This is a genomic window from Cytobacillus horneckiae (assembly GCF_002835735.1).
Taxonomy (GTDB): Bacteria; Bacillota; Bacilli; order Bacillales; family Cytobacillaceae; genus Cytobacillus; species Cytobacillus horneckiae.
The window spans coordinates 1-20,202 of record NZ_PISD01000037.1; the positions used below are offsets into that span (position 1 = coordinate 1).

Consider the following 20,202-nt stretch of genomic DNA (forward strand, 5'->3'; position numbering starts at 1 on the left):
TGGTTGCAGGGAAGGTCAAAAACGGTCATAGATTGAGAAACTGGAACCAAAAATGGTTGCAGGGAAGGTCAAAACGGTCATAGATAGTGAAGCTGCAACCAAAACTGGTTGCAGGGAAGTGGAAAACGGTTATAGATAGTGAAGCTGGAACCCAAAAAGGATGCAAGGGAGGTCAAAACGGTCATAGATAGTGAAGCTGCAACCAAAACTGGTTGCAGGGAAGCAGAAAATGGTTATAGATTGAGAAACTGGAACCAAAAAGCTAGAACAGAATGTGCAAAAAAATCCAGCTAGAACCTTGCTATTTACATAAAAACCATTCATTATTAGAACGAGCCATCGATGAAAGCAGAGGTTTTTTTACTAAATTTTTTGAAAACTAAATGAGGTGTGCAAAATGTTAAAGGAAACAATTCCAGCATATATTAAAAATGAAATAAATGGTGATAAAGCAGTTATTTTTAAGGAAGAATTAAACTATGCGATTAAAAATCAAATAATTGACCAATCCATTGAACTAATAGAGGAAGATGGAAATAAACGTTTTCTAAATGCCTATATCGAGCGCGGAGATAAGGAAACAGAGGAGTTTCTTGGTGAAGAGACATCATCCTTTCTAGAAAATCCGATTACATATTTTAAAGATCACATGAATGAATTTATGTATATGGAGTCCGAGTGGTTTGGAAAAATTGATATTGAATCCGTTTCATTTGAGGTGGATGATCTATTTAAAACTTATGATGTTCTAATTGGATTAAAAAAGCAAAAGAAACATGAAGCTAAAATAAAATCTTATTTTGCAGAAAAAATGCATGGCGAAGATGCAAGATTTAGTCCAATGTTTAATCAAAAAGATGGCATTTGGGAAATTAACTTTACCTTCAATCATATTGATGGGTTTTATGAAGAGATGTCTATCGGAGAAGCATATCAGCTTATTTATCAAATTTTATTTGGTCTGATTGAAACGGTTGAAAGCTGATGTTAACACCAGGTCTTAAGAGCAACCATGACATTTATCATGGTTGCTCTATGACACCTATGTCTACAAACTTGCGTCAGCTGGGATTATTATATATTTAAACCTATTGAAAGGAATAGATATATGACTAAAGAGCGCCTTAAAACACTAAAAAAACAAATGTCTCCATATGAAACCTCAAACACTAAAAAGAGTATCTTACAACTAATTAATACATTTATTCCGTTTTTTGCATTATGGTATTTAGCTTATTTAAGCTTAAATGTTTCTTATCTATTGACCGTGTTCATCTCGATTTTTGCAGCGGGCTTTTTAATTAGAATCTTCATTATCTTTCATGATTGCTGTCACAATTCATTCTTTAAAAACCGCAAAGCAAATAAAATAATCGGAACAATATCGGGGATTATGACGATTTTTCCATATAATGCGTGGGCCCACGACCATTCCGTTCACCATGCTACCAGCAGTAACTTGGACAAGCGTGGCACTGGTGATATATGGCTTTTAACGGTTAATGAATATGTTGCCGCACCTTTCTTTACAAAGCTTGCATATAGAATTTATCGCAATCCGCTTGTTATGTTCGGCATAGGGCCAATTTACACTTTCTTAATAAAGAACCGTTTTAATAGAAAAAATGCAAAAATGAATGAAAGAATGAATACGTATATTACGAATATTTCAATTGTTGCACTATATACAGGCATGTGTTTCCTAGTTGGCTGGGAAGCATTTCTACTCGTGCAAGGTCCAATTTTTCTGATTTCTGGTGCTGCGGGCATTTGGCTATTTTATGTTCAGCACACGTTTGAAGATTCCTATTTCGAAGCAGACAAAGACTGGGAATATGTTAGTGCTGCTGTAGAAGGAAGTTCTTTTTATAAACTGCCAAAAGTGCTGCAATGGTTAACAGGCAATATTGGGTATCATCACGTACACCACTTAAGTCCAAGAGTGCCTAATTATCAGCTTGAAGCGGCACATGAAAGTAGCGAACCTCTTCAAAACGTACCAACGATTACGTTAAAAACTAGCCTTCAATCTTTAAAATTCCGTCTATGGGATGAAGATAAAAAAGTATTTGTCGGCTATAGAGCGATAAAAGAAAAAATAGCTGAAAATAAAAATAAAAACAATTTAACTGTATCACCGAAGTAAAATATAACTTCTAAACTCCTTTGTGTTATGATGGCAAAGGAGTTATCTTTATTTTTGCATTTTATTTATTTTGTTAGCACTGATTCAAATCTTTCAAGAGGTATTTTTATGAAAACATATTCATTACATAAACTGAAAAGCTCTGGCATTGCACCTTATATTTGGATTATCTTTACGATATTGCCTTATTATTTTATCTTCCAGTCGTCTGCAACAATTGAAATTATCATCGGCATCATTTTAACTGTTTTGTTTTTTGTCACCTTTAGATTTGCATTTCTATCTAAAAAATGGCCGGTTTACATGTGGACAGCCATTTTAATTGCTATATCAATGACTATGTTGATTCTTTTCAAATATGTTTATTTTGCTTTCTTTATTGCCTACTATAATGGAAACATAAAAAACAGGGTCACCTTTTTTATTGTGTATATTATACATCTTGTTGGAACAACAGCGGGAATCAACTATAACTTTGTAATAAAAGATGAATTATTTCTAACTCAGCTCCCCTTTGTTATCATTATATTAATTAGTGTGATCTTGCTGCCATTCAATATTTATAATCGGAAAAAACAAGAGCAGCTTGAAGCACAGCTGGAATTTGCCAACCAAAGAATTGCAGATTTAGTAAAACAAGAGGAAAGGCAAAGAATTGCCCGCGATTTACATGATACTCTTGGCCAAAAGCTATCACTTATTGGGTTGAAAAGCGATTTAGCGCGGAAGCTGGTATATAAAGATCCGGAGAAAGCAAGAGATGAATTAAAAGATGTACAGCAAACGGCACGTACAGCATTAAACGAAGTACGAAAAATGGTCTCTCAAATGAAGGGGATACGCCTAAGAGAAGAAATAATTCGCGTAAAGCAAATTCTGCAGGCTGCTCAAATAGAATTTGTGATTGAAGAAAATATTAAGGGCTCTTATACATCTATTTTTATAGAAAATATTTTAAGTATGTGTCTAAAGGAAGCAGTGACAAATGTTGTTAAGCATAGCAAGGCGACAGTATGTAAAATTTCGATTGAGCAAAAAACAAAAGAAATCTCTATTAAGATCGAGGATAACGGCATTGGCATTGCAAAAGATATAGATATATTAAAAGGAAACGGTTTGCAAGGAATGAAGGAAAGGCTTGATTTTGTAAATGGAACGCTTGAAATTGAAAATAGTCACGGCACAATCATCACAGTTTCAGTTCCATTAGTCATAAAACAAGAGGAAGGAGGAGAAAAGCATGATTAAAATTGTCATTGCTGAAGATCAGCGAATGATGCTTGGTGCTTTAGGATCTCTGCTCAATTTAGAGGATGACATGGAGGTAGTCGGCCAGGCTGCAAATGGTAATGAAGCGGTATCTCTTGTACAAAAGCTGCAGCCGGATATTACTATCATGGATATAGAAATGCCAGAAAAAAGCGGTCTTGAAGCTGCAGAGGAAATCAAACCACTTAACAGTAAAGTTATTATTTTAACTACTTTTGCTAGGTCAGGTTATTTTCAACGGGCATTAAAAGCAGGTGTACAAGGCTATTTGCTTAAGGATAGTCCGAGCGAGGATTTGGCAAGCTGCATTCGCAGTGTAATGGCCGGAAAAAGAATCTATGCACCAGAACTAATGGATGATGTGTATAGGGAAGAAAACCCTTTAACTGACCGAGAGAGGGAAGTTTTAGAACTCATTGCCGAAGGAAGAAGTACGAAAGAAATTGCACAAGAATTAAATATTAAAACAGGAACAGTAAGAAATTATATTTCAGCGATTTTAGATAAACTTGAAGTAACAAATAGAATAGAGGCCATCACACAGTCAAAACAAAAAGGATGGTTTCAAAAATAAGCAAAAAGTGACTAAACGATAAAATACGTTAGTCACTTTTTCGTTTAAAATTACACTTTAAATAATTTTTATCATTTTTCTGGAAACTGTGTTGACAATAGCCAAAATAAGGTTCATAATATTTTAAACAATCAATGTACTTTATTAAGGGGATGTTATATTAATTCTACGCGTTAAAGTGGTCTAGAGTCCTAAAGTAAAGGTTACATTGAACGCAATTAGAATCATCCTAAGGCTCTGGGGGCAAGGTGCAATTTACACCGGCAAGAGAAAACGTAAGATGATTAATAGCACTTAAAATGATCTTAGACAGGGAGAATGAGTAAAAATGAATGATTATCAATTTGAAATCAACCTTAGTTCAACAAAAAAACAGAAACCAGCATTTGATCAATTAGTGTTTGGAAGAAATTTCACAGATCATATGTTTGTGATGGACTACACAGAGGGAAGGGGCTGGCATGATCCGCGAATTATTCCGTATCAACCGCTGCAATTAGACCCATCTGCAATGGTGTTCCATTATGGCCAAAGTGTTTTTGAAGGACTTAAAGCATATTTAACTGAAGATCAGGAAGTGCTCATGTTCAGACCTTACAAAAATATGGAAAGATTGAATCGATCCAACAATAGATTATGCATTCCTGCCATTGACGAGGAGCTAGCTGTGCAGGCGTTAAGACAGCTAATTTCAGTTGATCATGATTGGGTGCCCAATGAAGAAGGCACATCACTTTATATCAGACCATTCATTATCTCAACTGAACCTTATTTAGGTGTTGCTGCCTCTCATCAATATCAATTTATTATTATCATGTCGCCTGTTGGCGCCTATTATAAAGAAGGTATTAACCCTGTTAAAATTGCAGTTCAAAGTGAATATGTTCGTGCGGTAAAAGGCGGAACAGGTAATGCAAAAACAGGAGGAAACTACGCATCAAGTTTAAAAGCGCAGGAAGTAGCTGAAAAATCAGGCTATTCACAAGTGCTTTGGCTAGACGGAAAAGAAAATAAATATGTAGAAGAAGTTGGCAGCATGAACATTTTCTTCAAAATTAATGGAGAAATCGTTACGCCTGAGTTGAATGGCAGCATTTTAGAAGGGGTAACTAGGAACTCTGTAATCGAGTTAATTAAGCATTGGGAAATCCCGTTATCTGAACGCAAAGTATCTATTGACGAAATTTATGAAGCCCATAAAAATGGTCAATTAGAAGAAGCATTCGGCACCGGTACTGCTGCAGTTATTTCACCAATTGGCGAATTTTTCTGGAACGATGAAAAACTTGTTATTAATAACGGTGAGACAGGAGAAATCTCTAGAAAATTGTATGATACTTTAACGGGAATTCAAAAAGGAAAGTTGGAAGATAAATTCGGCTGGATTGTAAAAGTAGATGAAGAAAAGGCTGTTACATCAGCTATTTAAGAAATAAGATGGCAAGCGGCTCGTGATCAATCACGAGCCGCTTGCCATTTTTTGTCCTTGAATTGGCGGAATCAGCGTGTTATCAGTGAAAGAGCGAATGGAAAAGTAGTACCCATCATGTGTAAAAAGGCCAAAACGGTAATTCCAGTTAGTTTCCATCGTTTATGGTTATTAATATTTTCTCTGATGCTTGCTCGATTGTTAGTCCATCGATAGTAATCCTGTAGTGGTGTTCTGCGTATATTTCTTTTCTTTCATTATACAAATCTTGAATTTCGTTCATTGTCCGCTTCTGGAGGACCGGTCTTGTATCAATAATTAATGGATATCGTTCCTGCCATGCTAGCCATGAAAGTTCGAGCAATACAACGCGGCATCTATTTAAACATGCTTCTCTATTTGCTTTTTGCAAAAAGGCTCCGCCACCGACAGAAATGATTTTATGCTGTTTCATTGAGATCTGTTCAATCACCTCTTTCTCCTTTTCTCTAAAGGCATTTTCACCAAATTCTTTAAAAATTGAAGAAGTGGGCATGTTAAAATCATTTTCTATTATTTCGTCTGTATCGATAAATTCCCAGTTAAGCACCTCAGCAAGATATTTACCAATAGATGTCTTGCCGACCCCCATGAAACCTATCAAAACAATGCTTTTATCAGTATTATTCACTTGTTATTTTCCTCTTTCTATCGCTAGATTTAGTTGATTATAAGAATAATATTATCATTCTTTATTTTTGTAAAAAAGCATATTTCATTAGATTTAATGTTTTTTAATTTTCATAGTAAATAAATCATGTTATGATGATTTTACAAGTTAAACACTAGGGGTGTCTTAGAGAAGACTGAGATTGAATGGTATTTCAAAACCCTTTGAACCTGATCCGGTGATACCGGCGTAGGGAAGTGAGCATGTTGATGATTGTCAATTGCATCCTCACTTCTATTGAAGTGAGGATTTTTAACGGACAATAAATTCCCGAGTTATTTAACTAACCATCATTGGGGGATCAAAGTACCACCCAATGGTGGAGGTTACACTTAATATATTTTGCTGGGGGTGCCTTTGCGGCTGAGATATTACCCTTTGAACCTGATCTAGTTAAAACTAGCGTAGGGAAGCGTTTTTCAATACATATTATAAGTATTGCAAAACCGCTTTTCTATTAGAAAACCGCTTTTATTTGTATGTAACGGCAACAGGACAATCATCCAATTTGTGAGAGGAGAAATTAATTAAGACAGAGCTGACAAAAAATACATACATCGTCGAAGGGAGGAAGAAAGATGAATAAAACGAGAAAAATGACGATAACTGCTGTTATTGCAGCTATCACTACTATTTCGAGCAGCATGATATTTATACCTGTTGGATTTGCAAAAATATTTCCTATCCAACATTTAGCCAATGTGTTATCGGCTGTTTTACTTGGACCTTGGTATGCTGTGTTGCAGGCATTTCTCTCTTCAACATTGAGAAATATGCTCGGAACAGGAAGTGTTTTTGCATATCCTGGAAGCATGATCGGTGCCTTCTTGGCTGCTGTCCTTTATCAAAGAACAAGAAAAATCGGCTGGGCAGCATCAGGGGAAGTCATTGGTACAGGTATATTAGGAGCGATAGCGACGTATCCAATTGCAACGCTTCTTTTAGGTCAGGATGCCACATTATTCGGGTTCTTGCCAGCGTTTATTATCAGCTCGTTTACTGGAGCTGCTCTCGGGTATTTATTTCTAAAAGTATTAATTAAAAATCATGCATTAGGAGGATATATACATGAAAACAGCACTAACAATAGCAGGCTCTGATTCCGGCGGCGGAGCGGGAATTCAGGCAGATTTAAAAGCATTTGCAGCAAACGGTGTATTTGGAATGTCAGCAATAACAGCAATAACAGCACAGAACACTGTGGAGGTCCGCTCAGTGCAAGACATCGATATAGCGATTATTAAAGACCAAATTTCTGCTGTATTTGATGATATTAATGTGGATGCAGTTAAAATCGGCATGCTCTCGTCCGCAGAGACTGTTGAGGCTGTTGCGTCAGAATTAGAACGATATCAGCCTGAACATGTTGTCCTTGATCCTGTCATGGTATCAAAAGGCGGTCATCATCTGTTAAAAGAGCAGGCAGTAGAAGCGTTAATCAATAAAATGCTGCCGCTTGCCACTATTATTACGCCTAATATCCCTGAAGCAGAAGTGCTGGCCAATATGGTCATTCAAACGCGTGAAGATATGGAGAAAGCTTGTATAAAAATAGGCGCGATGGGTGTAGGAGCTGTACTTTTAAAAGGCGGTCATCTCGAGGGAGAACCTGAAGATCTGTTCTATGATGGAGAAAACTTTCATTGGATTCCAGGGAAAAGGATTCATACGAAGAATACACATGGCACTGGCTGTACATTATCTTCAGCGATTGCTGCTAACCTGGCAAAAGGAAAATCTATGCTCGATGCAGTAAGGGAGGCGAAAAAGTATATCCTTATCGCTATAGAGAACAGCTTATCGCTAGGTAATGGGCATGGACCGACACATCATTTTTATGAGTTGTACGACAAAGCAGGTTTAACGATAAAGCGCTAGCAACATCGGAGGGATAGAAATGAATAATCAGCTAATACAAAAGCTTTTTTTAAAACTGCAAGAAGAAACACCTTTAATTCACCATATCACCAATAATGTTACAATCAATGATTGTGCCAACGCCACATTAGCTATTGGCGGCTCACCGGTTATGGCAGCAACAATGGCTGAAGCAGACGAAATGGCAAGTCAGTCAGATGCTCTCGTTATTAATTTTGGCACAATCAATGACCAAATGTTTGAGGCGATGGTGATTGCTGCAAAAGCAGCTAATCACAAGGGCATTCCGGTCATTTTTGATCCTGTTGGTGTCGGTGCGACGAAATATCGGACAGAAAAAGCAGTCGAATTTATCCAAACCATTCAAGTATCTATAATAAGAGGGAATGCATCTGAGGTGTACTCATTGATGGGAAAACGTGCAAAAACACGTGGAGTAGATACTGGTGAGATTGATATGACAGCGATAGATTTAGCTAAGGAAGCCGCACAACATTTTAATGCAATTATCGTTATTAGCGGACGATTAGATGTGATTGCTAACGAAAACTCAATTGTACAAATAGACAATGGCGATGTATTACTCACACGCGTTACTGGTACAGGTTGTATGACCGCCTCACTCATTGCCTCGTTTGCAGCTGTTGCGGATGACTGGTATTATGCTGCGATTGCAGGGATGGCCACAATGAGTCTTGCCGGGGAGTTGGCAGGTCAAAAACTGAGTGATAGCGAAGGAATGGGAACATTCCGCATTAAATTAATGGATGAAATCAGCAAAATGAATGCAGCAACATGGATCGAAGGAGTGAACCTTAATGAAGCCTAATTACAATCTTTATTTAGTCACCGAAGAGTCAGTGCCATTAGAAGAATTATTAAGCATTGTGGATCAAGCGATTAAAGGCGGCGTCTCACTAGTCCAACTTAGAGAAAAAGCGAGCAGTGGGAAAAGCTTTTTTGAAAAAGCAAAAGCATTAAATGACTTTTTGGTACCGCTTCGCATTCCTTTGATAATAAATGATCGGATTGACATAGCATTAGCTGTTGGAGCAGCGGGGATTCATGTCGGGCAGGACGATATGCCATTAACAGCAGTCAAATCTATCGTAAATAATGAGATGATTGTTGGCGTTTCCGTATCTACACTGGAGGAAGCAAAAAGAGCGGAGAGGGATGGTGCGGACTATGTTGGTATCGGTTCTGTATTCCCTACAAGTTCTAAAAATGATGCGGAAATGCTCTCTGAAGGCGCTCTTGCTGAAATTATGTCAAATCTGGAAATTCCCGCAGTTGCGATTGGCGGTATACAGCAGGAAAATATCGGACAATTAAAAAATAAAGGGCTAGCAGGCGTATCTGTTGTATCGGCAATTATGCGAGCAGAAAATCCTCAAGAAGCTGCAGCAAATCTAGTTAAAGAATGGCATCAATCGTAGTGAAAATATGCTTGTAATTATTAACATTAGTTTTAATACGTTGACAGGATAAAAAAACTATACTAAAATTACTCTTTGTTCGAGATATTTTATTTTAATATATTTCGATACTCATATATTAACTTCGGAGGTCTTGTCAAAATGGCTAAAGTTTTATTTGTAAATGCTAGTGATCGCCCTGTTGAGGCTGGCGTTAGCGTAAAAATGTATCACGCATTTTTACAATCATATAAGGAAGCAAATCCAGCAGATGAAATTGCAGAATTAAATCTTTTCAACGAGAATATGCCTTACTACGGTAATGATGCGATTATGGGTGTATTCAAAAGCAACCAAGGCTTAGAATTAACTCCAGCTGAGGAAAAGGGCGCTAACTTAGTTGATAAGTATTTAAAACAATTCTTTGATGCTGATAAAATTGTTTTTGCTTTCCCTCTTTGGAATTCTACAGTACCAGCACCTTTAATCAGCTATGTTTCATACTTAGCACAAGCTGGTAAAATGTTTAAATACACTGCTGAAGGTCCAGTTGGATTTGCAGGAGACAAAAAGGTGATGCTTCTAAATGCAAGAGGATCTGATTATTCATTAGATCACATGAAAGCGTCAGAAATGGCAGTAAATCTTGTTAAAGCAATCATTGGCCTTTGGGGCATTACAAACCCAGAAGAGGTCGTTATTGAAGGGCATAACCAATATCCAGACCGCACGCAAGAAATTATTGAAGCTGGCTTAGAAAGAACTGCAAAAGCAGCAGCTCAATTTTAATATAGAAAAGCTAAAGGGATTTTTCCTTTAGCTTTTTGTTATTTTTGACGGGTTATTTATTTTATATTGTACTGGTTCAGTTAATAAATATTCTTCATCAACATCTTTTCCTTGAGGCAATTTTTTCTTAACAATCTTTCCGTCAAATGATAACCGTTCACCCTTAGCCAGCTCATGTTTCTTTAACGTTTTCGAATGGGAGCACCAAGCGAGGCCGATGGAAACAGGTTGCTCACCTTCAATGACGACATCTTCGAGAACAACCACCTCATCATTATCTTCAGCAAAATGATTCCAGCTTAATGCCATTTGTTTAACGACTGCGCTAAAGTGTACCTTTTCTGTTGGCAGCTCAATTTTTACTGGCGATTCTTTTTTCTTAGCAGGTTTTTTTGCCGACGCTTTTGCCGTAGCAGCTTTTGCCGTCTTTTCTTGTACTAATTCTTTTACCTCAGCTACATCAGGCTCGCCTGCAGCAATAAAGGCTTCTTTTCCGAAACTGCCAGATTGCATTTCTTTAAGGTAGGCAGGATGTATGCAGCTTTTATTTCCATCCTGAAACTTAATCACGATTGTATTCATATCATTTGCCGCTCCATATACTTCATACCCGATGATATGTACTGAACGCTGGTGTGTTTTTTGTTTAAACCAAAATTCTTTTCTAGCAGGTAAACCCCATTCTTTTAATTTTTGAAAATAATGTTCATCACTTTCAAATATTTCAAACTCGCCTTTAGGGGGAAGATAATTTGTTTGATTTGCGTCTTCAATATGTGGTAATGTGACTGCCATAACGATTCCTCCTTTAAAACTAGATCTTATAAAATTTTAACTTAATAAATGGATGAAAGTAAATGTTCTATGCTGGTTGCCACAAATAAAATTGAGCGCTCAAGATTTTCTTAAATATCCTTGAGGAAAAGGTTTAAGAATTGATATATAGAATATATTTAGTAATATTAACTTATATAGAGAAAAAATGAAAATAAAAGGAGTTTGCTATGACAACCTATCAAACACGTGAAGAGATACCAATAAATGAACAATGGAATGTTCATGATATTTATGAAAATGAATCATTATGGGAAGCTGATTATAAGGAAATAGAAAGGATTTCTGCGGAATTAAAAGCATTCGATGGGGAAATTCACGATGGGCGCTCATTATTCAACTTTTTGAAAAGACAGGAAGAATTATCCTTTATGTTTGGCAAGGTCTACGCCTTTGCAATGCTTCAGGCGGATGTGGATACACGTGATAATCGTGCACAATCATTGCTCGATCAGTCAAAACAATTAAGTGTCAAAGTAAGTGCGGCCACTTCATTTTTTATGCCATTTTTATTGAGTCTCGAGGAGAAAACATTAAAAAGCTATTTACAGGAAGAGGAAGGCTTAAAATACTTTGAAGAAGATTTACTTGAATCATTTAAATATAAGCCGCATGTTCTGTCGAAAGAGCAGGAGGGGCTATTGTCTCAATTAGGTGAATCTCTTTCAGCTCCATCCAATACATATAATATGATTAATAATGCCGATATTACATTTGGAGAAGTGACGGATGAAAATGGGAAAAAGGTTGAGCTTACGCGCGGCATGTATGCAAAGCTGATTGAGCATGAAAACCGCGACAAAAGAAAGGAAGCATATAAAGCATATTATAAGCCTTATATTCAGTTAAAGAATACCATTGCATCTACTTTATCGGCAGCAATCAAAAATAATGTGACCACTTCTAGAATTAGACAATACCCATCTGCATTAGAAAAGTCATTATTCGGCGATGAGGTACCTAAGAAAGTATACGAAAACTTAATTTTATCGACAAAGAAAAATATTGAGCCGCTTCATCAATATACGAAATTAAGAAAAGAAAAATTAGGTCTTGAGGAATTGCGTCAATATGATTTAAACGCTCCCCTAGTTAAAGGAGTAGACTTGAAGATTTCGTATGATGAAGCTTTTGAAACAATGTGCACAGCTTTGAGTCCGCTTGGAAGCGAATATATAGATGTTTTACGTGAATTTAAAACGTCGCGTTATATAGATGTAAGGGAGACAAAAGGCAAGAGGTCCGGAGCTTATAATATGGGTGTGTACGGCGTTCATCCATATATATTGCTGAACCATCGAGATGATTTAGATAGCTTATTTACTTTAGCTCATGAATGCGGCCATGGCGTCCATAGTAAGCTCAGCTCTCAGCACCAGCCGCAAATCACGGCACACTATAGTATTTTTGTCGCAGAAGTGGCTTCCACTGTGAATGAAGTGTTACTCATTAAATATTTATTGGATAAAGAAGCAGATACAAACGTCCGCAAACATTTGCTCAATCATTTTATTGATCAGTTTAAAGGAACCTTCTTTACGCAGGTTATGTTTGCAGAGTTTGAAAAAAAGACGCATGAACTTGCAGAACAAGGAAAAACGCTAAACGTTGAAGCATTTAATGAAGTCTATGAGCAGCTCTTCAAAGAATATCACGGAGATGATTTAGTCTTTGATGAAGAAGTGAAATACGGCTGGTCTCGCATCCCGCATTTTTATCGTCCATTTTATGTGTATAAATATGCCACTGGCTATGCTTCTGCCATTCAATTGGCAACTAGTATTTACAATGGGGACCAAGAGGTACTCGCAACCTATATTGATTTCCTAAAAAGCGGCAGTGTGGATTATCCGCTTAATTTGCTCAAAAAAACAGGAGTGGACCTAACTAAACCTGAACCAATTGAGAATGCTTTAAAACAATTTAAAGAATTAGTTGAGGAGTTCTCTCAATTATCATAACGATTAAACTGATGGGAGACGAACTAGTGTCGTCTCTCTTTCTAAATATCCAGTATAAAGGAGAAAATGATGAACACCCATATTATTATTGGCGCAGGGATCCTTGGTGCATCTACTGCTTATCATCTGGCTCGTACGGGTGATAACGTGATTATTATCGATAGGCAAGATCCTGGACAGGCAACAGAAGCTGCTGCGGGAATCGTTTGCCCATGGATTTCGCAAAGAAGGAATAAAGCATGGTATTCACTTGCAAAAAATGGTGCTAAATATTATAAAGAGCTTATTCCATTGTTAGAAAATGATGTAGACATCGATACAGGGTATAAAAAGGTCGGTGCAATAAGTATACATACAGATGAGGAAAAGCTCGAAAAACTTAAAGACAGAGCAATTGAAAGAAGGAAAGCAGCCCCTGAAATCGAAGAGGTTGAAAAACTCTCCAATAATGAAACAAAACAATTATTTCCTCCGCTTGCTGCTGAGTTTCAGTCAGTAAAAGTAAGCGGTGCAGCCCGTGTCAATGGAAAAAGGCTGAGGACTGCTCTTTTGCAAGCTGCTGAAAAGCATGGTGCCATTTTAATTTATGGTGAAGCAATCATAGCAGTGAGCGATGGTAAGATCGTCGGAGCAAAGGTGAACGGTGAACTTTATAAAGCTGACAAAGTGATAGTAACAGCCGGAGTGTGGGCGAATGAATTATTTGAACCGCTAGGAGTAAAATTTAAGGTTACCGCACAGAAGGCACAAATTGCTCATCTTCATCTTCCTGAGACTGAAACAGGAGAATGGCCGGTTGTACAGCCTCCAAATAATCAATACATACTTACATTTGAAAAAGGAAAAGTTGTTGTTGGCGCTACTCATGAGGATGAACATGATTTTGACACAAGAGTGACTGCCGGGGGAATACATGAAATTCTTGATAAAGCATTAATGGTCGCTCCTGGTCTTCACCATAGTACTTTGACTGAAGTGAAAGTGGGTTTTCGGCCCTTTACACCAGGATTTCTGCCTGTAATTGGTTCCATACCTGGGCATAGCAACCTTCTTGCAGCTAACGGGCTAGGTGCTTCAGGTTTGACAGCAGGACCTTTTTTAGGTCAGCAGCTAGCAAAATTATCTAGAAAAGAGCTGCTAGATATTGATTTATCACTTTATGATATAGAACAGGCTGTAGATATTTAAGGCATATTACAGTATGAGTATTCTCCACACTGTAGACAAGCTCATTCATAAAGAAAAGCAAGGATATTCAGAGGCTTGCCGCTCGATTTTCTGATGGAGAGTGCCAAGCCGCTTCGTCGTTAGGCGTTGAAGTCGACCATTACTTATCCAATCATGGACTGAGTTCGGTATTGTATTGTACTGGACTCGGTCTTTTTTATTTTTGCTTAATCCTTTTATTGTAATAGTTAATGAATACTTTCTTTTTTGTATAGATGGAACAAAAATGGAAAATGGTCATAGATTGTGTAACTGGAACCAAAATTGTGCGTAGGTAAGAGAAAAATGGTCATAGATTGTATAACCTAAGAAGGAAATTATGATAATTGGATTGATTGTAAAATATGTAAAAATAAAAAGGCATTTGGGAATGTTTCAATTCCCAAATGCCTTTTTCAACACTCTGAGTCTTATTCAAGTATAAATATAATAGATAGGTTATCTGACGTTCATTTCTTCTGGGTTTGGCCCTTTTCGTTCATTTCTATTTATTTGATGGATTTTTTCCATCTCTTCGCTATTCAATTCAAAATCAAATACATCAAAGTTTTCCTCAATTCTAGATGGTGTAACTGACTTTGGAATGACAATTGAATTATTTTGCAAATGCCAGCGAAGTACGACTTGAGCAGCTGATTTATTATGGGCTTTTGCGATATCGGCGATGACATCCAGTTGAAGTACTTCTCCACCTTGCTGCAGCGGACTCCAAGCTTCAACAAAAATATCATGCTTAGCACAAAATTCTTTCATTTCCGTTTGAGCGAGGTAAGGGTGGCATTCTATTTGATTTAGAACAGGTTTTACTGTACATTCCTGAAGGATTTTTTCCAAATGTTCGATATGGAAATTACATACGCCAATCGCTTTAACTTTCCCATCATGATATAGCTTTTCTAACGCTTTATATGTATCAATGTAATTATCATATTTTGGAGTAGGCCAATGAATCAAGTACAAATCCACATATTCAAGACCAAGTCTTTCTAAGCTTTCTTCATATGCGCGAATTGTGTTTTCATATCCATGATCTGTATTCCATACCTTTGTCGTAATAAACAGCTCTTCGCGAGGAACAGCTGATTGTTTAAGGGCGGTGCCTACGCCATTCTCATTTTGATAAATCATCGCTGTATCAATGGATCGATATCCTGTTTCTATCGCTTTTGCAACGGCCTTTGTTGCTTCTCCATCTTCAACCTGCCAAACGCCAAATCCTAGCTGGGGCATTTTTAAACCGTTGTTTAAAGTTACATATTGCATTGTAATTTCTCCTTTGGAATATTTATAGTTTATAGCCTCATTATGGCATAAACAGTCATTTTTTCAAAAAGAAAATACTTTAGGAAAAAAAGTTTTCAAACTTTTTATTTTTATCATAGGTCATTTCAATGTATCATAGGAGAAAGAGAAAATTTTTGAAGGATGGATTATTTTATGACAAAATCAGCCCTTATTGCAGGCTCGACCGGCCTGGTAGGTAATGAATTGCTTCAAGTCCTGTTGCAGAAAGATTATGATAAAATCTATGCGCTAGTTAGAAAGCCATTAACAATTAAGCACCCGAAACTGGTTGAAGTGATATGCGATTTTGATCAATTGGACAATATGGAAGCACATTTTGCTGTAAATCATGTCTACTGCTGTTTAGGAACGACAATAAAAAAAGCGAAGTCAAAGGGAGAGATGGTAAAAGTCGACGTAGATTATCCGTATATGATGGCAAAACTTGCAAAAAAACAGAAGGTTGAACATTTTGTTATTATTAGTTCTATGAATGCAAATGCACGTTCGAAGCTGTTCTACCCAAGAATAAAAGGGCTCCTTGAAGATAAACTCAAAACATTATCACTCACATCATTATCCATTATTAGGCCTTCTTTATTATTAGGCGAGAGGCAGGAAAAAAGAAGGGGTGAAAGAGCAGGCATTAAATTGTATCAATTGTTATCACCATTTTTAAGCGATGATAAAAAAAATAAATTTGCCGTTGAGGCAAAAAATGTAGCGATAGCAATGGCTGTAATCCCTGAAAAAGAGGTGAATGGAGTAACAATTTACACATCAGAAGAAATCGCAGCAATTGTAAATAATCATAGAGGAAATCAATCAATTACGACTTGAATTCTATATATCCTGTTCCTATAACCCTTCAAAAAGGAGATGTTAACATTTGAATAAAATAAATACCATCTCAAATGATTTAAATGATTGGATCATCACAGCATTAAAAACAGGTGCAAGTCCATTGGCCATTGCAAGCGGTTTAATAAAAAAAGGATTTGACCCAAAATTCGCTTATGAAACATTATTTGAAATTGTTGGAAGTGGGAACGTTAAAAGTGTCAGAAGTAGCTATCAATATGAAAAAGTACCTTTATTAAAAGAGCAAAACATGATTCATACTTCTGATCAAACGGTATATATACGTTCAAAAATTGTGAAACCGGTTATTATTCAAATGGAGAATGTATTAACAGATGAAGAATGCGATTTATTGATTGAATGGGCTGGAGAGCGGCTGCAGCCGTCAACAGTGATAGATGCAAATTCTGGTGCAGAAAAGGCGGCAGCAGGAAGAACAAGTAAGGGGATGTATTTTAATTTACGAGAAAATCAAGTCATCTCAAGAATTGAAAAGAGAATTGCAGAAATCACTTCTTATCCTGTAGAAAACGGGGAAGGGCTGCAAGTTTTAAAATACAAAGTTGGCGAGGAATACAAAGCCCATTTTGACTTTTTTCCGGAAAAGAAAGTAAATCAAACAAAAGGCGGACAGCGGGTTGCAACCATGCTTTTATATTTAAATAACGTAGAATCGGGAGGAGAAACGATTTTTCCGAAAACCAATCTCACCGTTGTCCCTAAGAAGGGCTCTGCTGTATTTTTTCATTATGGGAATAGCCTTGGAGAAGTAGATCGAATGTCACTACACTCAAGTATCCCAGTTAAAGCAGGAGAAAAATGGGTGGCGACGAAATGGATTCGCCAAAAAAACATTTATCAATTATAATGACTATATTGCTGAAATAGGCTTTGCAAAATAAAACAAAACTGGAAAGTAATTTGCTCTCCAGTTATTTTTTTTGTGAATTTAATTGCCTTAACTCATCCTCAATTTCTTTCATTCTTTGCTCCTGTTTTTCTACTGAACGGCCAAAGGATTCTAATTTCTCAATGTCATCCTGCAGGCGCATATAATCCATTTTTAATTCGGCGATTTGAGATTCTATTTCTTTTATATTCATTCGTTACACCACACTTTGCATTCTTTCCTTCAGTGTAGCGCAAAAATTAAAATAAAGCGAATGTCTAATCCAATTTGTTCGGGGAATGGATAGAAATGTAGAATGGGAAATCTTTCTTAATTGAAAGGAACGAGCATATTATTGTCTGCTGCTCATATATATGGTAGTGGGAAGCGTAAGTCTTTACTTAGAAAAAATGCCGGAGGGTGAACTTCACTATTGGTGAAGGAGGCTGATTCGCATCGAAACTGAAGTAGTTATTCAATTACTTGTTTTGATTGTGATGATCATCGAGCTGGCGACAAATGAAAAGTAGAGCAGCATAGAACAGCAAAACGAGTACCAATAGGTACTCGTTTTGCTGTTCTTTTAATCCTCGACATACGGTTCCTGTTCAAATTCTTTTAGATCACCAAATGTTGTCATTACTCCTTCTTCATCTAAATCTTCTTCGTATTCCTTTAATTGGGTTGTAGGGAAAATTTGAATATTTTTTCCATCCATATCGACACCGATGCTGTTTTCTATATCCTCTACATAGCTAATATTTTCATTTGAATTCAGGTACATTTGGTCATAATGCTCTGGAGGATCAAAAAAATCTGAAGGTCCATCTGAATTACCCCACTTTGCAACAGATTGCCAAGAATCCTCTTCATCAAACCCTACATTTTCATTGTCATGATTCACTTCAACATCAGCGTTCCGAGTATCTTCCTCTACAGGTCTATAATCTGATATCACTTGATGGGGGCTGTGCTGTGCACAGGTTAAAGCTGTTGGAAGTGCTTCCAGTCTTTCTATAGGAATTTCAGAACTACATACCTTGCATTTTCCATATGTGCCATTATCAATAGCAGCTAAGGCTTCCTTAATTTCAACCTCTTCGTCTTTGTAATGCTTGTCTATGGCCAAATCCTTTTCACGTTCAAATAATTCCGTTCCTGTATCAGCCGGATGATTATCGTATGCGGATAATTCGCCAGTATAGTTATAAATACTTTCATCCTCGTGTAAGCCAAAATGGTTATTTTGCTGAAGCTGTTTGCTTGTATTTTCCAATTCAGTTTGCAGCATTGTTTTAAAATGGGTCAATTGCTGTTTGTTTAACATCTTGTCCCTCCTTGATTAAAGGTGATGGTGTTATTGTCAACAAAATTGCTTTTTTTTATGTGATTAAAAAGGGTAAGTGCTTTTTGTATATTATCATTAGTTATGATTAAGTGCGCATTTTTAGGGTATCAATGATAACACCCCCGTAATTTTCACTCTTATTGTTTAACTGCAATTAAAAAATTTCAGGAATTTATTCACTTATTGGAGGTAAAATGAAGAAAGTATTTATTATAGCTAGTGCATTTATAGGTATTATTGTTGGAGCAGGATTTGCTTCAGGACAAGAAATTCTGCAATATTTTACGAGTTTTGGGCGCATGGGAACAATCGGAGCAATCATTGCCGGTTTTCTATTTTCTTATTTAGGAATGATTTTAATGAGATTAGGGAGCCGAATGCAAACCAATTCCCATCAGGAAGTGATCAATAAAATAAGCGGTCGATTTCTTGGGAAAATTATTGATTACATACTAGTTTTCATCTTACTTGGAATAGGTATTGTCATGATAGCTGGATCTGGATCAATATTAAATCAGCAATTTGGGCTGCCTAACTTTATTGGAACAGCCATTATGAGTGGGCTCGTCATTTTGACAATGATGATTGATATAGACAAAGTAGTAACAGTTATTGCTGGACTCACACCTTTTCTTATTATTGCGGTAATATTCTTTTTTATTTATTCAGTGTTTACTATGGATACTTCATTTAGTTTATTAGAAGGAGCTGCTCAAGAAAAACCATCGGCTGCAAGTAATTGGATTATCTCAGCTATTAATTATGTGTCACTTGCCACTGCCATGGGCGCATCGATGACATTGGTTATGGCTGGAAATGAAAAGGATGAAAAAATTGCTTCCTGGGGCGGATTTCTAGGGGGATTAGGTGTTGGCGTTTTAGTAATTATTAACCACCTAACTATTTTTGCCAATATAGGAACTGTAGGAAATTTAGAAATGCCTTCACTGGGAATCGCAACGAATATTTCGCCATTCATCGGCGGAATTTACGCAATTATCCTATTTGCTATGATATTTAACTCAGCAGTTAGTATGTTCTTCTCATTTGGAACGAGGTTTTTTGAACCGCGTTCGCCGAAGTTTAAGTGGTTTGTAACAGTAGCAATCATTGTTGGCTTCATCGTTAGTTTTTTTGGTTTTACAAACTTAGTATCCTTATTCTATCCATTATTTGGATACTTAGGTATGCTATTGATTATTATATTAATCATTACCCCTTTCAGGTTCAGGTCTCTAATGAACAAGTAAAGGAGATGAGAGACAGGGCGATGCCTTGTCTTTTTCAGTTAATTCATGTTAAATTGTCGTTTTGTCCACATAATTGTGCTGTATGCATTTTGACTTCCATTAAACAGCATTTGTTAAAAAGGAGTAGTTTGTTTTTTCATGTTCAGTTTTAGTGCAATCGAACAAGCAAAGTTGGGTGTTAACTGCCCGTAAAAGCCCGATTGGTTCAACTAACAATCAGTGGGGGATGAAGAAAACCCCCACTGATTGAAGTTTCACTTTATCGCAGATTAACGGGCAGTAAGACTCCCACCTCTAGGTTTAGAGGAATCGAAGAAGCAAAGTTGTGTGTTAACT

Annotated in this window: 20 protein-coding genes and 2 riboswitches; of the genes, 15 read left to right on the forward strand and 5 right to left on the reverse strand. The window is 36.8% G+C overall.

Translation table 11 applies throughout. The annotated features are described in order from the left end of the window. The first annotated feature begins 397 nt into the window (after positions 1-397). The 5 genes from CWS20_RS17340 to CWS20_RS17360 all read left to right on the forward strand — a co-directional run bounded on the left by CWS20_RS17340 (position 398) and on the right by CWS20_RS17360 (position 5,418). Positions 398-985, forward strand: coding sequence for a branched-chain amino acid aminotransferase (locus CWS20_RS17340; protein ID WP_066198475.1), 588 nt, complete (start codon positions 398-400; stop codon positions 983-985). Positions 986-1,108: 123 nt separating this feature from the next. Beyond that, complete coding sequence (gene desA / locus CWS20_RS17345; protein WP_066198472.1) at positions 1,109-2,146, forward strand: Delta(5) desaturase DesA; 1,038 nt, start codon at positions 1,109-1,111, stop codon at positions 2,144-2,146. A gap of 108 nt (positions 2,147-2,254) precedes the next feature. Beyond that, complete coding sequence (locus CWS20_RS17350; RefSeq protein WP_066201661.1) at positions 2,255-3,394, forward strand: sensor histidine kinase; 1,140 nt, start codon at positions 2,255-2,257, stop codon at positions 3,392-3,394. Next, positions 3,387-3,989, forward strand: a complete 603-nt coding sequence (locus CWS20_RS17355) for a response regulator transcription factor (protein WP_066198469.1) — start codon at positions 3,387-3,389, stop codon at positions 3,987-3,989. The genes CWS20_RS17350 and CWS20_RS17355 overlap by 8 nt, the downstream gene beginning before the upstream one ends. Positions 3,990-4,317: 328 nt before the next feature. Further along, positions 4,318-5,418, forward strand: coding sequence for a branched-chain amino acid aminotransferase (locus tag CWS20_RS17360; protein WP_066198465.1), 1,101 nt, complete (start codon positions 4,318-4,320; stop codon positions 5,416-5,418). A gap of 148 nt (positions 5,419-5,566) precedes the next feature. Here the strand turns inward: CWS20_RS17360 and CWS20_RS17365 are convergent, their stop codons facing one another. Beyond that, on the reverse strand, positions 5,567-6,088 hold the full coding sequence (locus CWS20_RS17365) for a shikimate kinase (RefSeq protein ID WP_241504214.1): 522 nt from the start codon (positions 6,086-6,088) through the stop codon (positions 5,567-5,569). Positions 6,089-6,234: 146 nt separating this feature from the next. Further along, positions 6,235-6,340: riboswitch (TPP riboswitch) on the forward strand. 124 nt (positions 6,341-6,464) lie between these two features. Further along, positions 6,465-6,555: riboswitch (TPP riboswitch) on the forward strand. A gap of 150 nt (positions 6,556-6,705) precedes the next feature. On the opposite strand from CWS20_RS17365, the gene thiW reads away from it, so the two are divergent. The 5 genes from thiW to CWS20_RS17390 all read left to right on the forward strand — a co-directional run bounded on the left by thiW (position 6,706) and on the right by CWS20_RS17390 (position 10,212). Next, positions 6,706-7,227: an energy coupling factor transporter S component ThiW gene (gene thiW, locus CWS20_RS17370; protein WP_066198463.1), complete on the forward strand. Its 522-nt coding sequence runs from the start codon at positions 6,706-6,708 to the stop codon at positions 7,225-7,227. Then, the gene (gene thiD / locus CWS20_RS17375) at positions 7,196-8,005 is read left to right on the forward strand and encodes a bifunctional hydroxymethylpyrimidine kinase/phosphomethylpyrimidine kinase (protein ID WP_066198461.1); all 810 of its coding nucleotides are present in this window, start codon (positions 7,196-7,198) and stop codon (positions 8,003-8,005) included. Before thiW ends, thiD begins: the two co-directional genes overlap by 32 nt. Positions 8,006-8,024: 19 nt before the next feature. Next, positions 8,025-8,834, forward strand: a complete 810-nt coding sequence (gene thiM / locus CWS20_RS17380; RefSeq protein WP_066198458.1) for a hydroxyethylthiazole kinase — start codon at positions 8,025-8,027, stop codon at positions 8,832-8,834. Beyond that, the gene (thiE, locus tag CWS20_RS17385) at positions 8,824-9,444 is read left to right on the forward strand and encodes a thiamine phosphate synthase (RefSeq protein WP_066198456.1); all 621 of its coding nucleotides are present in this window, start codon (positions 8,824-8,826) and stop codon (positions 9,442-9,444) included. The genes thiM and thiE overlap by 11 nt, the downstream gene beginning before the upstream one ends. A gap of 141 nt (positions 9,445-9,585) precedes the next feature. Then, positions 9,586-10,212, forward strand: a complete 627-nt coding sequence (locus CWS20_RS17390) for an FMN-dependent NADH-azoreductase (protein WP_066198453.1) — start codon at positions 9,586-9,588, stop codon at positions 10,210-10,212. 27 nt (positions 10,213-10,239) lie between these two features. Here the strand turns inward: CWS20_RS17390 and CWS20_RS17395 are convergent, their stop codons facing one another. Next, positions 10,240-11,007, reverse strand: coding sequence for a hypothetical protein (locus CWS20_RS17395; RefSeq protein WP_066198449.1), 768 nt, complete (start codon positions 11,005-11,007; stop codon positions 10,240-10,242). A gap of 209 nt (positions 11,008-11,216) precedes the next feature. Between CWS20_RS17395 and pepF the strand changes: the two genes are divergently transcribed. Next, a complete protein-coding gene (gene pepF, locus CWS20_RS17400) occupies positions 11,217-13,007 on the forward strand; it encodes an oligoendopeptidase F (protein WP_066198447.1) in 1,791 nt (596 codons plus the stop codon). Positions 13,008-13,076: 69 nt separating this feature from the next. Then, positions 13,077-14,195, forward strand: coding sequence for an NAD(P)/FAD-dependent oxidoreductase (locus tag CWS20_RS17405; RefSeq protein ID WP_066198444.1), 1,119 nt, complete (start codon positions 13,077-13,079; stop codon positions 14,193-14,195). A 477-nt stretch (positions 14,196-14,672) separates the two neighbouring features. Here CWS20_RS17405 and CWS20_RS17410 read toward each other — a convergent pair whose 3' ends face one another. Continuing rightward, positions 14,673-15,497 carry an aldo/keto reductase gene (locus CWS20_RS17410; RefSeq protein WP_066198439.1) on the reverse strand — a complete coding sequence of 275 codons (825 nt, stop codon included), beginning with the start codon at positions 15,495-15,497 and terminating at the stop codon, positions 14,673-14,675. A 174-nt stretch (positions 15,498-15,671) separates the two neighbouring features. Here CWS20_RS17410 and CWS20_RS17415 point away from each other — a divergent pair, with 174 nt between their 5' ends. Together CWS20_RS17415 and CWS20_RS17420 are read left to right on the forward strand one after the other, a co-directional pair. Then, positions 15,672-16,358 carry an NAD-dependent epimerase/dehydratase family protein gene (locus CWS20_RS17415; RefSeq protein WP_083957395.1) on the forward strand — a complete coding sequence of 229 codons (687 nt, stop codon included), beginning with the start codon at positions 15,672-15,674 and terminating at the stop codon, positions 16,356-16,358. Positions 16,359-16,407: 49 nt separating this feature from the next. Continuing rightward, positions 16,408-17,247, forward strand: a complete 840-nt coding sequence (locus CWS20_RS17420; protein ID WP_066198433.1) for a 2OG-Fe(II) oxygenase — start codon at positions 16,408-16,410, stop codon at positions 17,245-17,247. A gap of 64 nt (positions 17,248-17,311) precedes the next feature. Here CWS20_RS17420 and CWS20_RS28410 read toward each other — a convergent pair whose 3' ends face one another. Next, complete coding sequence (locus tag CWS20_RS28410; protein ID WP_162840980.1) at positions 17,312-17,482, reverse strand: SE1832 family protein; 171 nt, start codon at positions 17,480-17,482, stop codon at positions 17,312-17,314. A 369-nt stretch (positions 17,483-17,851) separates the two neighbouring features. Next, positions 17,852-18,595 (reverse strand): TraR/DksA C4-type zinc finger protein, encoded by a 744-nt coding sequence (locus tag CWS20_RS17425; protein WP_066198430.1) that lies wholly within the window; start codon positions 18,593-18,595, stop codon positions 17,852-17,854. Between the two features lie 215 nt (positions 18,596-18,810). On the opposite strand from CWS20_RS17425, the gene CWS20_RS17430 reads away from it, so the two are divergent. Further along, the gene (locus CWS20_RS17430) at positions 18,811-19,866 is read left to right on the forward strand and encodes a YkvI family membrane protein (RefSeq protein WP_066198428.1); all 1,056 of its coding nucleotides are present in this window, start codon (positions 18,811-18,813) and stop codon (positions 19,864-19,866) included. Positions 19,867-20,202: the final 336 nt, after the last annotated feature.

Excerpts from the sequence above, each read along its gene's own strand:
- CWS20_RS17355 (WP_066198469.1), top strand. The coding sequence starts at position 3,387 with ATGATTAAAATTGTCATTGCTGAAGATCAGCGAATGATGCTTGGTGCT.
- CWS20_RS17350 (WP_066201661.1), top strand. The coding sequence starts at position 2,255 with ATGAAAACATATTCATTACATAAACTGAAAAGCTCTGGCATTGCACCT.
- CWS20_RS17425 (WP_066198430.1), bottom strand. The coding sequence starts at position 18,595 with ATGTTAAACAAACAGCAATTGACCCATTTTAAAACAATGCTGCAAACT.
- CWS20_RS17405 (WP_066198444.1), top strand. The coding sequence starts at position 13,077 with ATGAACACCCATATTATTATTGGCGCAGGGATCCTTGGTGCATCTACT.
- CWS20_RS17430 (WP_066198428.1), top strand. The coding sequence starts at position 18,811 with ATGAAGAAAGTATTTATTATAGCTAGTGCATTTATAGGTATTATTGTT.
- CWS20_RS17340 (WP_066198475.1), top strand. The coding sequence starts at position 398 with ATGTTAAAGGAAACAATTCCAGCATATATTAAAAATGAAATAAATGGT.
- CWS20_RS28410 (WP_162840980.1), bottom strand. The coding sequence starts at position 17,482 with ATGAATATAAAAGAAATAGAATCTCAAATCGCCGAATTAAAAATGGAT.
- CWS20_RS17415 (WP_083957395.1), top strand. The coding sequence starts at position 15,672 with ATGACAAAATCAGCCCTTATTGCAGGCTCGACCGGCCTGGTAGGTAAT.
- thiM (WP_066198458.1), top strand. The coding sequence starts at position 8,025 with ATGAATAATCAGCTAATACAAAAGCTTTTTTTAAAACTGCAAGAAGAA.
- pepF (WP_066198447.1), top strand. The coding sequence starts at position 11,217 with ATGACAACCTATCAAACACGTGAAGAGATACCAATAAATGAACAATGG.
- CWS20_RS17410 (WP_066198439.1), bottom strand. The coding sequence starts at position 15,497 with ATGCAATATGTAACTTTAAACAACGGTTTAAAAATGCCCCAGCTAGGA.
- thiW (WP_066198463.1), top strand. The coding sequence starts at position 6,706 with ATGAATAAAACGAGAAAAATGACGATAACTGCTGTTATTGCAGCTATC.
- CWS20_RS17360 (WP_066198465.1), top strand. The coding sequence starts at position 4,318 with ATGAATGATTATCAATTTGAAATCAACCTTAGTTCAACAAAAAAACAG.
- CWS20_RS17390 (WP_066198453.1), top strand. The coding sequence starts at position 9,586 with ATGGCTAAAGTTTTATTTGTAAATGCTAGTGATCGCCCTGTTGAGGCT.
- CWS20_RS17395 (WP_066198449.1), bottom strand. The coding sequence starts at position 11,007 with ATGGCAGTCACATTACCACATATTGAAGACGCAAATCAAACAAATTAT.
- desA (WP_066198472.1), top strand. The coding sequence starts at position 1,109 with ATGACTAAAGAGCGCCTTAAAACACTAAAAAAACAAATGTCTCCATAT.
- thiE (WP_066198456.1), top strand. The coding sequence starts at position 8,824 with ATGAAGCCTAATTACAATCTTTATTTAGTCACCGAAGAGTCAGTGCCA.
- thiD (WP_066198461.1), top strand. The coding sequence starts at position 7,196 with ATGAAAACAGCACTAACAATAGCAGGCTCTGATTCCGGCGGCGGAGCG.